5 protein-coding genes are annotated in these 16,381 nt (G+C 69.5%); 2 read left to right on the forward strand and 3 right to left on the reverse strand.

What is annotated here, in order from left to right:
• Window positions 1-116: 116 nt before the first annotated feature.
• A complete protein-coding gene (locus ACIBG6_RS30165; protein ID WP_399225855.1) occupies window positions 117-8,114 on the reverse strand; it encodes a ricin-type beta-trefoil lectin domain protein in 7,998 nt (2,665 codons plus the stop codon).
• A gap of 599 nt (window positions 8,115-8,713) precedes the next feature.
• Between ACIBG6_RS30165 and ACIBG6_RS30170 the strand changes: the two genes are divergently transcribed.
• Complete coding sequence (locus ACIBG6_RS30170) at window positions 8,714-11,893, forward strand: hypothetical protein (protein ID WP_399225856.1); 3,180 nt, start codon at window positions 8,714-8,716, stop codon at window positions 11,891-11,893.
• Window positions 11,894-11,979: 86 nt separating this feature from the next.
• Here ACIBG6_RS30170 and ACIBG6_RS30175 read toward each other — a convergent pair whose 3' ends face one another.
• Together ACIBG6_RS30175 and ACIBG6_RS30180 are read right to left on the reverse strand one after the other, a co-directional pair.
• The gene (locus ACIBG6_RS30175; RefSeq protein WP_399226087.1) at window positions 11,980-14,463 is read right to left on the reverse strand and encodes an MFS transporter; all 2,484 of its coding nucleotides are present in this window, start codon (window positions 14,461-14,463) and stop codon (window positions 11,980-11,982) included.
• Window positions 14,464-14,726: 263 nt separating this feature from the next.
• A complete protein-coding gene (locus ACIBG6_RS30180) occupies window positions 14,727-15,170 on the reverse strand; it encodes an SRPBCC family protein (protein WP_329620367.1) in 444 nt (147 codons plus the stop codon).
• 158 nt (window positions 15,171-15,328) lie between these two features.
• Between ACIBG6_RS30180 and ACIBG6_RS30185 the strand changes: the two genes are divergently transcribed.
• Window positions 15,329-16,360: an Rv2578c family radical SAM protein gene (locus ACIBG6_RS30185; RefSeq protein ID WP_399225857.1), complete on the forward strand. Its 1,032-nt coding sequence runs from the start codon at window positions 15,329-15,331 to the stop codon at window positions 16,358-16,360.
• Window positions 16,361-16,381: the final 21 nt, after the last annotated feature.

Consider the following 16,381-nt stretch of genomic DNA (forward strand, 5'->3'; position numbering starts at 1 on the left):
TCAGTCCTTCCGGTCGATGAAATTCTTACGCACCCTCAATACTAGATGCCACCTGACCAGTCAACGACAGAAGCGGCCCGCCAGATCTCCTGGCGGGCCGCTTATCTGATCACGGACTACTGCGGCCAACGCATACTGCGGACGCGATGAGTCGTCACTCCGTTACCGGGGCGAACTTCCCCGAAAGGTGCCCCCTGGCTCGCGAAGATCAACACTCCGCATAGCGCGCGGCAGATGTTTCGCGAAGCTCCACCTTGGATGGGCCTACCACCGAGGAGCATGGCACCGAAGATGACTCGCTGCTCAGCATGCAGATTTCCAGGGACAAGGTCGGGAGTGATGTGGAACTCGTCACTTGCGAGAGCAGTGATCTGCGCCGGGGTCAGCCCGCCTTCGCCATTTCCTGCCACGAGCCTCGTCACGCCGGCTCCCGGGATGTCAACGTCCAAGACCGCGGTCGTATGGATGTCGAAGTTCGCCTGGCCCGGTTCGGACTCGTTGATTTCACTCGCCCGAGCGGCCTGCGGCTCACTACAGTTGTGGACCAGGACTGGAGACGCATCGGCCACCACGTAGTACGTGTGGATGTCCGAGACCGTCAGGTTGTGAACCGTCGCGTTCTGGGCCGTCCAGCGCCTGACCGACGTGATCTGGACGTACGTGCCCGCGCTCGTCTGGAGCCACTGACGTGCCTTCAGGTCCGTGGCGTCGATCCACTTGCCCAGCTCGGGGACCCAGAAGGGGTGGCCGTCGGTCGCGGTGACCTCGGCCGTCTTCGTGCCCTTCGGGCCGTCCGTGTCGATGGTGACCTTGACCAGGCGCTTGAGGCCCTTGCCCTTGATCTCCGCCGTGACCGTCTCGATCCGGGTCTCCCCGGTCTTCGGGTCGGTGGCGACGATCTTGTCACCCGTCCTGACGTCCTCGATGGACTTGGTGGAGCCGTCGGCCATCAACACCTTCGCGCCGGGCACGAAGCTGTTGTCCGCCGTCTTGCAGGAACCGCCGCTGGACCCGCCGTTGCTACGGGAGGAACCACCGGAGCTGCCGCCCGGCTTCGACGTGCTGACCTTTCCGCCACCGCCGCCCTTGCCGCCGCCCTTGCCGCCACCGGACACGGACGAGGACTTCGGTGCCGCCTTGGCCTGAGCCCGCTTCTGGACCGGGTTACCGGTCTTCTTCTTGGCGGCCGCCGCGGCGTCGGCCTTCCGTTTCGCCGCCTCGGCCGCCTTCTTCTTGGCCCGTTGCGCGGCCTCCTTCTTGGCCTTCTCGATGGCGGCCTTCTTGGCTCTCAGAGCCGCCGCCTCGGCCGCCTTGGCGGCCTTGAGGACGGCTTCCGCCGCAGCCTTGGCCTTCTTGAACGCCTGGATGGCGCCGATGGTGCGGTCGACCGCCCTCAGGACGGACGGGATCTTGCCCAGCTTGGTCCACGGGATCGCCCCGATGATCATGCTGCCGCAGGACCACATGTCACCGCCGAAGCAGGCCATGGCGTCGGTGAGACCGATGAAGTCGCTCAGGACGCTCCATGCGGCGGCGAGGATCACCGAGGTGAGGGACTTGCCCATGGTGGCCTGCGCCTGCGCGACCTGCGCCGCGGACAGGCCCGCGCCCACGAGGGCCGCCGTCTTCTCCGAGGCGGTCAGGGTGATCGCCAGACCCGTCGGGTCCGCGTGGGTGACCGGGTTGTTGTGCGCGTAGACGTATCCGTTGGCCTGCTGAGGATCGTTCAGATCCATCAGCGGGTCGGCGGAGAGGAAACGTCCGACCACAGGGTCGTACAGACGGGCGCCGAGCAGCGTGTAGCCGGAGGAGTCGTCCCTGGTCTTGCCGAGGAACCCGGTGTGCGTCTGCAGGTTGACGCCGGACGTGCCCGTTCCGCGCTGATTGCCGAACGCGTCCTGCTTGCGGATCCGGACGTCCATCGCGCCACCGAGCAACACCTCGGTGTAGGTGGAACCCTGGTGGTCCATGGTCAGGGCGACCAGTTGGTCCGCAGCCGTGCCGTTGGCGTAGCGCATGACCGCGCCGGCAGGGGTGCTGTAGGTGCGCTGCGAGTTGACCAGGACGCCGCCCTGCTGGACGGTGACCTCCGTGTCACCCAGGTTCAGGGTGGCCGTCTTGCCCTTGATGGTGAGCAGCCGGTCGCCCGTGGGACCGTAGATGTGACGGGTGTCGTTCTGCGGCGCCCAGAGCTGCGCGGCGGAGGCTCCGTCGCACGTGGCCAGGACGATCGCCGTGCTGTTAGCCGAGTTGCCACCCTGCACCGCCAGGCACAGGTTGGACGCGATGTGCGTCAGCTGACCGGCAGCGTTGCGCTTCAGCTCCTGCGCCGTCGCCGCCGCGGCGGTGCCGGCGCACTTCTGGATCTGCAGCGCGGACCCGGCCGTGTTGGCGGCCGGCTGGAGGCACCAGTCGTCGTACACCGACAGCGTGCCCCGGTTGGGGTCGGTCTGCGGAGTCGCCGGGGTGCTCGGGGTGGGCGTGAACTTCCAGCTCTGCGCCACGGTGGTGTTGCAGCTGTAGAGCTGGACCGGCTGCGCCGCGACCGCGAGACCGCTCTTGAGGTCGAGGCACTTGTCGGCCAGGCCCGCGTAGGGGGTCTTGCCGCCGGTGCCCGCACCGGTGATCCGGTCGACCATCCCCTCCGGCGTCCAGGTCAGCGTCTGCTTGTCACCGTTGTCCAGCGAGGTGACGGACTTCGTCTCACCCGTGAGCTCGTACAGCCGCTCGGCCTCGGCCTTGACCTGCGCACCCGCGGGGGTGGTGAAGGTCTTCGAAACCTTGGTGAGCGTGTGCGGCTGGCTCTTGGCCGCGCCCACACCGTACTGGTACGTGGTGGTCGCGTCCTTGGCCGTGGCGCCGGTCAGGTCCTTCTCGACCAGCTTGGTGCGGTTGCCGAGCAGGTCGTACTCGTACTCCTGCCAGTAGCCGGAGCTGTCCTTGCCCGCGGCGACGTTGAGCGTGCCGTCCGTGTTCTTCGGAGCGGTGCAGTTCTCCTGGTCCTTCGAGGTCCAGGCGTTCTTCAGCTGGCCCAGCGGGTCGTACGTGAAGCACTGCCGCTCCTCGATCCCGGTGGCGTGCTCACGGATGCCCGTGACATTGCCGGCCGGGTCGTAGGCGTACTCGCGCTTCGAGACCAGGTTGCCCGCGACCGGACCGGCCCCGGCCTGCTCCCGGTAGACCATCTGGTTCTGCAGCTCACCGGTGGACTCGTCGTACGAGTTCTGCGCCCAGACCCGGTACGGCACCGCGCCCAGGGTCGAGCGCATGACCTGGCCGTAGGGCGAGTAGACCGTCTCCGAGCCGTACCAGTCCTTGCCGGAGATCGAGAGCGGGTTGCCCTCCTTGTTGTAGCGGACGACCAGCTTCTCCGCGTCGAACTTGCCGGCCTTGGGAAGGTTCGCCTCCTCCAGCATGCCGGTGTCGGAGTACTTGTAGTCGTACCGGTACTCCGCGGGGATGCCCCACGTGCCGGCCAGCGACGGGGGAAGGGACAGCGTCGTCGAGGTCGGCTGGTAGTCCGACGTGTAGCCGTCGACCTTCTGCGTGTACGCCAGACCGTCGGTGTACCGGGTGGCGGAGGCGGGCATGCCCTTGCCGCCGGCGACGGTGTCGTACGAGAACCCGGCGAGCAGCGTGCCCGTGGAGCCGCCCAGGCGCTGCTCCTTGGGCCGGGACAGCTCGTCGTACGCGTTCCAGGTCGTGATGCCCCGCGCGTTGGTCGTCGTCAGCGGCCGGTCGCGGTGGTCGTACGTCATCCGCGTGGTGCCCGTGTCCGGGTCGGTCGCGGTCTCCAGCCGGCCACGCTTGTCGAACGTCCACGACCACGGGTGGGTCTCGTCGGCCGAGGGCGTCGCCTTCGTCAGCTGACCGCGGCTGTCGTACGTGTAGCGCGTCGACGTGTAGCCGCCGGGCGCCGCCGGGTTGGTGGTGTCCGTGCGGACGGTGCGGCCGAGGGCGTCGGTGTAGACCTTGTAGGTCGAGGCGCCCTGCGGGTGGATCACCTTCGACCAGTCGGGGCCGTACTCGTAGCGGGTCGCCTTCTCGGGCACCTCCTGCGAGATGGCCTCGGTGGTCTCGGAGGCCTTCACCTTGAGGACCGGCATCTCCTCGAGCACGCGGCCGAGACCGTCGTACTTGTACCGGGTGATGTTCGGGACCGTGGTGTCGGCGCGCGGAGTGAACAGCTCGCCGTTCGGGGTGTCCTCGTTGAGGTAGGCGTTGTTGGTCTGGTAGACCTCACCGGCGCTGTTGTACAGCGTGTCGGTGATCAGACGGCCACCGCCGTCCGCCTCCTCCTGCGACTGGCGCTCGCGGCCGAGGCCGTCGTAGATCGTGACGGATTTCTCGACCCGGTCCTCGTAGCCACGGCTGTAGGTCGTGATGTACGGGGGCTTGCGGAGCTTTCCGCCGTCCGGATCGTTCGGGTCGGGCTGGTCGGCCGGGGTCACGTACTCGGCCCTGAAGTCCGGGACCGCGTTCGGCGACGGGGTCCGGCCAGGGGACCACGCCTCGGCGAGGCGGCCCAGCGGGTCGAACGATGCCTCGCTGACGTGGCCGTTGGCGTCGGTCGTCTTCAGCGCGACGCCGCGGCCCGGCTCCACCTCCTGCACCTGGGTGTGGCCCAGCGGATTCGTCTGGGTGACCTTGAAGACCTGACCCGTCGGCGGGTCGAAGGAGGTCGTGTACTCCTTCTTGTCCACGTCGATCTGCTTGGTGACCCGGCCGAGGGCGTCGAAGGCGACGGAGCCGCCGGTCCGCCAGCCGGTGCCGTCCCCGTTCAGGGACCACGTCTCGGTGGCCAGACCACGGGTGGTGTCGGCGAGCGCCGTGCCGTACGCCGTGTTGTCGTAGGAGGTTCGCCCTCCGCTGCTCAGAGTCGTGAGATCGGCCCAGTTGGCGTCGGCACACGCCGTGGGCGAGACGAGGACCTGCTTGGTCAGACCGATGATGTTCCTGGTCGTGTTGTGCAGGTACTCGAGCTTGGTGCAGGACTCGTCACCGGTCTTGGTGGGGTCGTCGTCGCCGAACGACTCCACCTGCGTGGGCAGACCGTGGACGCTGTCGAACGTCGTCTTGGTGCGGACGCTCCGCAGCGTACGGGCGTCGTCACCCGTGCCCGACGACTTCGTGTACGCGATCTCCTCGGGCTCGGTGACGCGCCACGCCTTCAGCGGGTCGAGGCCGTCGCCGCGGGTGCGGCTGGCGAGCTCGGTGGCCTCGGGGACGGTGAGGCTGCGGGTGAGCCAGTTGCCGTCGGCGTCGGCCGCGTTGGAGTAGCTGAACTCCTCGGCTATTCGGCCGGCGAAGGCCTCACGGTCGTAGACCGTCGCACCGTCGTGGGTGAGCGTGGCGCCCGCGATGTTCTTCATCGGGACGGTGTCGCCCATGCCCCGGTAGAAGCGGGTGACCGCCTTGGTCTTCGGTCCCTCTGTGCCCGGTGTGTCCTCGCCCGGAGTGGAACCCTCGCCGTTGTCGGCGGCGACCTTCCGCTCGCCCGTGACGACGGCCGTCTGCTCGAAGCCCGCGAACTGCGAGTACGTGCGCGTGGACTTCTTGCTGAACTCCGCCTCGGCGAGCTTCCAGCCGGCGTTCTTGTAGTCGTACGACGTCCGCGTGGAGTACGAGCCGTCGACGTTCGGCAGCTCCTCGATGGAGTCGACCACGTACTTGTGGAACCAGTCGATGTCCTCGACCTCGGCGTCCGGGTGCCAGAACATCGGGTAGCACAGACGCGTGTTGGCCTTCAGAGCGGCCGTGTCCGTCTTGCCGGGCAGGCCCGTCCTGCTGGCGCAGCCGTCCGCCGCGTCACCCCAGGTCGGCACCTTGTAGGTGACGACGGTCTCGCCGCCGTACTCGTTGATGACGCGACCGATGCGCAGCCTGGCGAAGCCGGGGCGCGCGTCGATCGGCGCTCCCTTGTCCTCCCCGGTCGTCTTCCGCAGGAGGACGCGGTTCGGCATCTCCTCCTCGTTGGACTCGAACCGGATCGGGTTGAGCGTGACCGCGGCGTCCGTCGATCCCTTGCGGGCGTAGCCGGTGCGCTGGATGGACTCCAGCCACAGGGCCGTGTTCGGGCCGGTCTTGAGGACGGGGAAGTTCTGCTTGAGCTGGTACTGGTCGACGTCCTGGCGCACGGTGGTGTCGGTGCGGCGCTGGGCCGAGGTGGTGATCTTGTCCAGGCGCTTGGTGGACCAGAAGGTCGGGCCGGCGTTCCAGCACTTCTTCTTGTCCGTCGAGGTGACCGCCTGGCACCGCAGGTCGGCGGGGGTGTCGTACCAGATGCGGTACTTGCCCGGGTCGCTCGACGTGAAGTTCTCGTCGCTGCAGGTCAGCGTGCCCTCGGTGAAGCAGCGCTCGGCGACGGTGAAGCGCACGCGGCCCGGGGCCGTGGCGCTGAAGACGGTGTCCTTGCGCTGGCCGTAGTCGATGTGCTTCAGGTAGCCGCCGCGGTGGTACTCGACCGGGCCCTTGAAGTAGAAGTTCTTCGCGTAGTAGTTCTTCTCGCGCTCCCACCACAGCGACATGGCGTTGCCGTGGACGTCCTCGACGTAGTCGAGGTTCCACTGCCAGGCCTGGTTGCAGGCGGAGGACTTCCAGTCGGTGGTCGTCGCACCCTTGTAGCAGGGCTCGCCCGCGTGGTTGCCGTAGACCGGCACCGCGAGCACGGAGTCGGTGTACGCGTCGTCGGCGGCGGTGCCGTTGTCCGACCAGCCCGGGAGCTTGTTCAGGCCGAAGTGGTACTTCGTGCCGTCCTTGGTGGTGACGACCCAGTACTCGCCGTCGGCGTCCTTCATGCCCGAACGCGGGTCCTTGGACGTGTCCTTGAGCCGCTCGATCTTCGAGCCGTCACCGTTGGCGCTGAACCACTTCTGCTTGGACTCGTCCCACACCAGCTCGGTGGTCATGCCGCCCAGCGAGAGGGTGGCGTTCTCCGAGCCCCAGCACAGGTCGGCCGTCTTGTGGGTCGCGTTGTTCGCCCCGGCCTTCTTCGAGTCCTGGCGGCAGTTGACGTACGTCCGGCTGATGGAGCCCGGGTTGTAGTCCCAGCCGTCACCGATCCAGGAGGCCTGGTTGTTCGACGCCGAGGTACGACCGTCGACCGTCTGCGACGAATAGCCCAGGCTGACCTTCGGCGTCAGACCGCCGGCGGCCTCCGGGACCTGCACCTGGTAGCCGTAGGTGAAGGCACCGTTGGACGAGCCCGCGGCCCAGGAGCCGGCGGACAGCAGCGGCGAGGCCGTGAAGTCGCCGGTCGCCGAGGCGCCGGTGTCCATCGCACCGACGACCTGACGGCCGGAGGTGTCGACGGCCGGGAGGGCGACCTGCCGGGCCGAGGCACCGGAGACGCTCGAGCGGGCGACGCCGTCCTCGAGCAGGTTCGCGACCGGCACCGAACCGGACAGGATCTTGCGGGTGGGCGCGCTCTTCTTGAGCTTGACCTTGGTGGGGGCCTTGGCGGCCGGCACCTCCCGGACCGTGGACCGCAGCCGCTCGATGTCGTCGGCGACCTCGGTCGTGCCGGACATGGTCTCCGTGCCGGTGTCCGGGGCGCAGTCACCGGAGTCCGGGGAATCGATGACGCAGTTCGGCAGCAGGACCAGGCCGAAGCGCTCGGCGGCCTGGGGGCCGTAGCGGTCGGCGAAGCCGGTGGTGTCGACCTCGATCGTGACCTGCGCGGCCGGGTCGGCGTCCGTCGGCGGGACGACCTCAAGGATCATGCCGGGGACGCCGGTCTCCTCCGACGTGGTGGTCGACTTGACCGCGACCCGCCAGTCACCGTCGATCTTCGTCGGGTCCTGACCGACCGGCACGCCGACCGCGACCGGCAGGCCGGCCGACGTCGTCTCGTTCACGACCGGGACCATGGTGCCCGGCTGGGTCTGCGCCGTCAGCGGCGCCTTGCCGGCGTCCTCCGCCCATGGGGCGACGTTCTCCGGCGCGTAGGGGACGACCTGCTGCTCGTCCCCGAGGCTCAGTGCCTTGTCGGCACTGGCGTCGTCGGCGAGCGCGGTGCTCTCGGGGATGTCCGGCAGATCGACCTGAGAGGTCGTCTGCTCACGGCTCATCCCGTCGCCGGGAACGGCCAGGGCCTGCGAGCCCAGACTCGTCACCGTCAATACCGATGACAAAAGAAGGACGGTCGCCGTGCGGCTTCGCCGACGGCGCCGTCGTTGTGACTCTGTCATGGCTAGGCGATTCCGCCCCACCCATGACAGTGGTTCTGAAGCACGCATCACGCGTCGACTCCCACCCAACGAACAAGACAACGGAGGAGGTGCGGAAACACCAAAGAGCACGCGCCTGGATCAGGCGCGTGCGTGCGCACTCTGTGTCATGTGCGCTCCAAATACAAGATCGGCCAAGCGGTCGAAGCGCGTCGACAGTGAGATTCGCCACGGTGCAGTCGCAAACAGAAGCTCACACTGCCGATGTTCGCGATAGATCAGACACCGAGCGCAATTACGACCTAAATCATCATCAAATCATCTCGAACTAGAGCTAAATGACCTGCCGTCAAGCCCGTTCCACGAAACTCATAACATCTTCATAAAGCCTTCAGATGTGGACGCCGCGTGCCGCACGTGTGATCGTGTGCGCGCCTTGTGCCCCGCGGACGGTCCGTCGGGGCCGTCTGTGCTGTCCGAAAATCCCTCTGGTCCCACGGGAGTAGACCGCCGTGCCCGCGCCGCCTCGTCTTCTCAGCCCGTTCGTGCGCACGCGCACACGGCTCACGCTCACTCTCGGCCTCGTACTGGCCGCACTCACCGCCGTGCTCCTGCCCTGGTGGCAGCCGGGCACGCCTACGACCACCAGCTCCCCCAGCGCCCCCGACTCCCCCCGCACGGATGCCAAGCAGGCGTCCACCGGGCCGAAGGACGAGGTCGCCGCGTCGGCCGAGGCCAAGCGCACCGGCAAGAAGGTGCTCGTCGACACGGCGACCACCGCCACCGAGCTGATCTGGGCGCTGCCGAACGGGCAGATGCGCACCCAGATCCACGCGCTGCCCCAGCGAGCGAAGAACGCCCGGGGCAAGTGGGCGCCCATCGACAACACCCTGCACCGGACGGAGAACGCCGGCGCTCTGACCGTCCGCCCGGCCAACCCGGCCGTGCCGGTCCGCTTCTCCGGGGGCACCTCCGGCGGAGACCGCGCCGACCGCTCGTACGCCCGGGTGCCGCTCGCCGAGGGCGCGGGCGACGCGTCCGTCCTCGCCGAGGTCGACCTCAACGGCCACACCATCGCCTACACCTGGCCCGGCGCCCTGCCGGAGCCGGTGCTCGACGGCCCGCGCGCCCTCTACCCCGAGGTGCTTCCCGGCGTCGACCTGCTCCTCGTGGTGCGTGAGGAGGGCGGCTTCGGCCAGCTCCTGATCGTCAAGAACCGCGAGGCCGCGCAGAACAAGGACCTCGCGACCGTCTCGTACGGCCTGCGGTCGAAGACCGCGGTCTTCCGGCAGGACGCGAAGGCCAACCGGATCCAGGTCCTGGACAAGAGCGGCGCGGAGGTCGGCACCATCCCGACCCCGTTCGCGTGGGACTCCAGCGGCCGGGACCCCGAGCTCAAGCCGGGCACCCCCCAGCGCACCTCGGTCGCCGGCCCCGCCGACGTACTGAAGCTGTCGGGTCTGACGGGCATCGAGCCGGGCGCGCGCTCCGCGCAGCTCCCGGTCGCGCTCGACGGCGACGACACCGGTACGGCCACCCTGAACCTGGGCCTGGGCCGGACCGGCCTCCTCGCCCACCCGGACACGAAGTACCCGGTGTTCATCGACCCGCCGCTCAACAGCGGCTGGGCGGCCTGGACGACCGCGTACAAGAAGTACCCGACCTCCAGCTTCTGGAACGGCACGAACTTCTCGTCCGGCACCTCCGACGCCCGCGTCGGCTACGAGAGCGACACCGGCGGTCTCGGCCGCTCCTTCTGGCGGATGAAGTTCTCCAAGACCTACGAGGGCGCGAAGTTCACCCGGGCCACCTTCAAGGTCAAGAACAACCACTCCTGGTCCTGCACCGCGCGGGAGTTCCAGTTCTGGCAGACCGGTTCGATCTCGTCCGGTACGACGTGGAACGCGCAGCCGAGCTGGTCGACGAAGCTGGACTGGCAGTCCTTCGCCCACGGCTGGTCCTCGACCGGCTGCCCGGACGCGTACGAGGCGTTCAACGTGCTGGCCGGAGTCCAGAAGAGCGCGGACGCCGGCGCCGAGACCCTCACCTTCGGCATGCGTGCCACGAGCGAGGGCGACACCCAGACCTGGCGCAAGTTCCTCGCGACCTCGGCCGTGGTGGAGGGTGACTACAACCGTGCCCCGTCCCAGCCGACCAACGGCACGTCCTCCCCGGGCGGCGCGTGTGTGCCCGGACCGACCAACAGCGTCACCATCGGCCGGACCACCATCACCCTGAAGGCCAAGGGCTACGACGCGGACCTCACCATTCCCAAGCTGCGGTTCCGTTTCTGGAAGTCCGGCGCGGCCACCAAGACCGAGTACGTCGCCACCGCGGACTCCACCGGCTACGGCCAGATGGTCATCCAGGCGGACAACGCGCTCCTGAAGGACCTCACGGCCAACACCCTCTTCTCGTGGGACGTGCGCTCCGAGGACGCGGCCGGTGCGGTCTCCTCGTTCTTCCCGAACGGCGACGAGCCGTGCCGGCTCACCGTGGACCCGACCGCGCCGCCGCAGCCGGACATCACCAGCACCGTGTTCACCGAGGCCACGCCCGACGGCAAGACCTGGGCCAAGGTCAAGTACGGCACCCCCGGCGACTTCACCTTCAGCGCTTCCGGCGCGACCAAGTTCAAGTACGCCTTCGAGGGCGAGGCTCTCGTCGAGACGCCGCCGCCCGTGGGCGGCAAGATCACCCTCACCAACGTCCAGCCCCGGCACGCGGGTCCGACCAGCCTGAACGTCTACGCCTACGACGTCAGCGGCAATCAGAGCATCAAGGGTGACTACTCCTTCTACCTTCCGCCGCGCGACCGCGCCGACGGTCCGATGGACACCGGTGGCGACGACATCGCCGACCTGTTGGTGCTCTACCCGGACGGCAAGCTGAAGAACTGCGTGGGTGCCCCCGCCGACCCGGCGGTCCCCGGCACCGGCGGTGAGCTGTACAGCTGCCTCGCCGCGTCGTACGTGACCAAGGACAAGCAGGTCGACCCGCCGAACCACTGGATCGACGCGGCGGGCACGGCGTCTCTGATCGCGCACTACAACGACACGTACCCGGGCGACGGTTCGACCGACATGTTCGCGGTCACCCCGGACAAGAAGTTCTGGATCTACCCGGGTGACGGCTACGGCACGTTCAACGTCGACGAGCGGATCGAGGTCCGCCTGCCGGCCAACGCCCCCGCGCCGTCCACCTGGACGCAGCTGAAGGCGATCGGCGACATCACCGGCGACAAGCTGCCCGATCTGACCCTGCGGGCCGGGCCGGCGTTCTGGGTGCTGTCCGGCTACACCGGCGCCACCTTCCAGACCGCGACGCTGATGGAGGGCACCGCATGGGCCCGCCGGGACATCGTCAACATCGCGGACATGAACAAGGACAGCACGCCCGACCTGCTGTGGCGCAACCTGGACAACGGCAACATGTACGTCCGCCACGGCAAGCCCGGTACGGGCGGCGGCGTCGACCTGGTGTCGATCAAGCAGGCGGTCAACTCGCTCAATGGTGACGTCGCGTTCGGCACGACCTGGACCGAGGTCAACGTCACGACAGCGATCGGCATCCCCGATGTCAACAAGGACGGCGTGCCCGACATCTGGGCCCGCTTCGGCGACACCGGCAACATGAAGCTGTACTACCCCTCCACCACCAACACCAACGCCCCGGTCAGGACCGTCCTGGGCGTCGACTGGCGGGCCATCCGCGCCTTGGGCTGACCCCGCCCCCGCCTGCTGATCCCGAGCCCCGGCCGCCTGCCTCGCAGCAGGCGACCGGGGCTCGGCCGTTCGCCGGGAACAAGCCGTCAGTCCTGGTGGCCGAGCTGGAGGTCGCGCTCGGTGCGGCCCCCGCCCGCCATCTGGAGGACGGTGGCGACGGGCGGGTACCCGGCCGCGATCACCGTGTACTCGCCGGAGGACAGGTCCACGAAGCGGAAGGTGCCGTCGGCCCCGGTGGTGAGGGTGTCCATGACGTTGCCCGCGGCGTCGAGGAGGGTGACGCGGGCGTCCTCGACGGGGCGCCCGCCGCCGGCCCGCACGGTGCCGCGCAGCACCGCCCCGCCGGCCAGCTCGATGTCCTGGCGGGTCTCGCGGGAGGACTGGACGCTCACCGGGAGCGCGGCGGGCCGGAAGGCGGGGGCGCTGGCGGCGAGCGTGTACTCGCCCGCGACCAGTTCGGTGATCACGTACCCGCCCTCGCGTCCGCTGCGGGTGGAGGCGACGACCTCGCCGCGCACGTCGGTGAGGGTGACGGCCGCGTCCCGTACGGGCGTCCCGTCGGCGGTGACGACGCTGCCCGCGAGCCGGCCGGCGCCGCCGAGGACGACGTCGAGCTCCACGGGCCGGTCGCCGACGGTGACGGAGACCGCCTGGGGCTGGTGTCCGCCGGCCGCAGCGATGAGGACGTAGGCGCCCCGGTCGGGCACGCTCAGCGCGTACCGCCCGTCCTCGCCGCTCGCGCCCCGCCCGACCTGACGGCCCTGCACGTCGATGAGGGTGAGGGCGGCCCGGGGCACGCGGCTGCCGTCGTGGTGCTGGACGGTGCCGCAGACCGGGACGCCGGAGTGGGCGGGCCCCCCGTGCGAAGGGGCGGGGGCGGCGTGGCGGGCGTGCGGGACCGCCTGGGTGCCGCGGAAGTCGGTGGCCTCGGTGGCCTCGGTGAGCGGGGTGTGGTGGGACACCAGCGGTTTCTCCTTGAGGAAGAAGGCGAGGACGAGGCCGAGCACGAGGACCGGCACGAGGTAGAGGAAGATGCGCGGCATCGCGTCCGCGTACGCCTGGATGTAGGCGTCGCGCAGGGCGGGCGGCAGGGTGTGCACCGACTGCGGGGTGATCGACTCGGCCGGCGGCAGGGACGCGGCGGAGCCGCCCTGGGCGGTCACCCCGGCGAGCCGGTCGCCGAGGGCGTCGTCGAGCCGGGAGGCGAAGAGGGTGCCGAAGATCGCCGCGCCGACGCTGCCGCCGATCTGGCGGAAGTAGTTGTGGGCGCTGGTGGCGGTGCCGAGGTCGGCCGGGCGTACGGAGTTCTGCACGGCGAGCACGAGGACCGGCATGACGAGTCCGATGCCGGTGCCGAGGACGGCCTGCCAGAGGCTGTGCTGGAGGCGCGGGGTCTCGGTGTCCATGCGGGAGAGCAGCCACATGCCGAGGACGGAGACGGCCCCGCCGAGCACCGGGTAGACCTTGTAGTGGCCCGTGCGGCTGATGAGTTGGCCGGAGACGACGGACGCGATGACGATCCCGCCCATGAGCGGGAGCATCAGGAGGCCGGACTCGGTGGCGGTGGCGCCCTCGACCATCTGCAGGAAGCTGGGGAGGTAGCTGGCGGCGCCGAAGAGCGCGATGCCGACGACGGCCCCGACGAGGGCGGTGACGGTGAAGACGGAGTCGCGGAAGAGCCGGAGCGGGATGAGGGGTTCGGGCGCGACGTGCTCGACGACCAGGAAGAGCAGGGTCGTTCCGGCGGCGCCGCAGGCGAGGGCGAGGACGACCCGGGAGTCCCAGGCGTACTCGGTCCCGCCCCAACTGGTCAGCAGGACCAGGCAGGTGGAGGCGGCGGCGAGGAGCAGCGCGCCGAGGACGTCGAAGCGCCCGCGCGCCGTGGGCTTGGGGAGTTTGAGGACGACGGCGACGACGGCGAGGGTGACGAGCCCGAAGGGCACGTTGAAGTAGAAGCACCAGCGCCAGGAGACGTGGTCGGTGAAGAAGCCGCCGAGCAGGGGTCCGGCGACGGAGGCCAGGCCGAAGGCGGCGCCGATCATGCCCATGTACCGGCCGCGTTCCCGGGCGGGGACGATGTCGGCGATGATCGCCTGGACGCCGATCATCAGGCCTCCGGCGCCGGCGCCCTGGAGCGCGCGGAAGGCGATCAGCTCGTCCATGGACCGGGACCAGCCGGCCAGGCCGGAGCCGATGACGAAGACGACGATGGCGAAGAGGAAGACGCTCTTGCGGCCGAGGAGGTCGCCGAGCTTGCCGTAGATCGGGAGGCCGATGGTGGAGGTCAGCAGGTAGGCGGTGATGGCCCAGGACATCCGGTCCAGGCCCTGGAGTTCACCGACGATCTTCGGCAGGGCGGTGGCCACGATCATCTGCTCGAGCGCGGCGAGGAGCAGCGCGAGCATGAGGCCGCAGAAGACGAGCCGTACGCGACGGGGGTCGAGGGGGGCCGCTCCGGGGTCGGGCGGTGGCGCGAGGCCCTGGGGCGGGCCGCCCGCGTCGAACTGCTCGGCACCGGCGCCGTCCGCGGCTCGCGCGGTGCCCTCCGTGCCCCCGGTGGACTTCACCATCGTGACCGCACCCACGTACCTGCTCCCCTCGACACGGCGTCTGCGCCGCGCCATTCTTCGCATTGGGCGCGAAGCGGGAGCAAGTCGGGCGGTACGGGAGGTCGGTGGCGGTCAGGGACGCCCTGCGGGGTGAACAACCCTGCGGGACGGCGCACTTGGGTCGCTCATCAGCGCGTTTACGCGAACGCCCGCGCCCCCTCCGTGCGCGGGCGCTCGGTACGGGGGTGCGGGCGAACCACTCGAATCGGTGAACGCCCGGAGCGTTACTTCTCGACCTCGTCGGCCAGCTTGACGAGCAGGGCGTCGTAGATCCGGCCCAGACCCTTGGGCGCGAAGGTCCTCTCGAAGAAGCCGCCGACGCCGCCGGCGCCGTCCCAGACGGAGGTGACGACGGCGCGCGACTTGCCCTCGCCGGCGGGGGTCACGGTCCAGGTGGTGACCATGGACGAGTTGCGGTCCTTCTCGACGAGCTGCCCGTCGGTGGGCTCGGTGACCTCCAGGAGGCAGTCGCGGACGCGCTTGCTGGTGGCCTGGAGCTTCCAGTGGACGAGGGTGCCCTCGCCGTCGCCGCCCTCCCGCACCTCGTACTCGCTGAAGTGCTCGGGGAGCACCTTCGCGCGCGTGCCGCTGTAGTCCGCCAGCGCGTCGAACACCGTCTCCGCGTCCGCGGCGATGATCCGTTCCGTCGTGGCCTCGACCTGCGCCATTGACTTCCTCCAGCTTGTGGTTCCTCGGGGGTGTGGGCCAAGCGAACCACGCGGGCTCCGGGGCGCGAAATCCGGGTTGCGGTGATCAAGGGAACAGGTGTTCTATTCTGGGCACAGGGTGGGGCCAGAGGCGAGGCAGAGCAACCGAGGAGGCGTCCGTGCGCTGGGACAATCTGGGCGACAGACCGACCGCGCCCGCCGACATCGGCCTGTTCGGTACGGACGCGGTGACCACGCGGACGTTCGACACCCCGGAGTTCCGGGGCATCACCTTCCACGAGGTACGGGCCCGCTCGATCCTCAACCGGGTCCCCGGCGCCTCGCGGATGCCGTTCGAATGGACGGTCAACCCGTACCGGGGTTGTACACACGCGTGCGTCTACTGTTTCGCCCGCAAGACCCACAGCTATCTGGACCTCGACACCGGGCTCGGCTTCGACTCCCAGATCGTCGTCAAGATCAACGCTCCGGAGGTGCTGGCCCGCCAGCTCGCCTCCGCCCGCTGGCAGGGCGCCCACGTCGCCATGGGCACCAACGTCGACTGCTACCAGCGCGCGGAGGGCCGCTACCGCCTGATGCCGGGCATCCTCACCGCCCTGCGCGACCGGGCCAACCCCTTCTCGATCCTCACCAAGGGCACCCTGATCCTGCGCGACCTGGAGCTGCTCACCCAGGCCGCCCGGGTCACCGAGGTCGGCATCTCCGTCTCCGTCGGCTTCACCGACCAGGAGCTGTGGCGGACGATCGAGCCGGGCACCCCGTCCCCCGAGCGCCGCCTCGACGTGGTCCGCACCCTCGGCGAGCACGGCATCGACTGCGGCGTCCTGATGGCTCCCGTCGTTCCCTTCCTCGGCGACCGGCCCGAGCAGTTGCGCGCGACGGTCCGCGCGATCGCCGAGGCCGGGGCGAGTTCGGTCACCCCGCTCGTACTGCACCTGCGGCCGGGCGCCCGCGAGTGGTTCATGCGGTGGCTGCGGCACCACCACCCGGAGCTGGTGGGGCGGTACGAGCGGATGTACGCGGACGGGGCCTACGCGCCGACCTGGTACCAGCGCCGGATCACCCGTCAGGTCCACGAACTGGCCGCCGAGTTCGGCATAGGCCCCGCCGACCGGGGCACGCCGCGCCGGATCCCGGTGCCGGAGGAGCCCGCCCTCGCGGCCGCTCCCGAGCAGCTCACGCTGCTCTGACCATCGGTCCGATCACCGGGC

Source organism: Streptomyces sp. NPDC050842 (assembly GCF_044456565.1).
Classification (GTDB): Bacteria; Actinomycetota; Actinomycetes; order Streptomycetales; family Streptomycetaceae; genus Streptomyces.

Excerpts from the sequence above, each read along its gene's own strand:
- ACIBG6_RS30175 (WP_399226087.1), bottom strand. The coding sequence starts at position 14,463 with ATGGTGAAGTCCACCGGGGGCACGGAGGGCACCGCGCGAGCCGCGGAC.
- ACIBG6_RS30180 (WP_329620367.1), bottom strand. The coding sequence starts at position 15,170 with ATGGCGCAGGTCGAGGCCACGACGGAACGGATCATCGCCGCGGACGCG.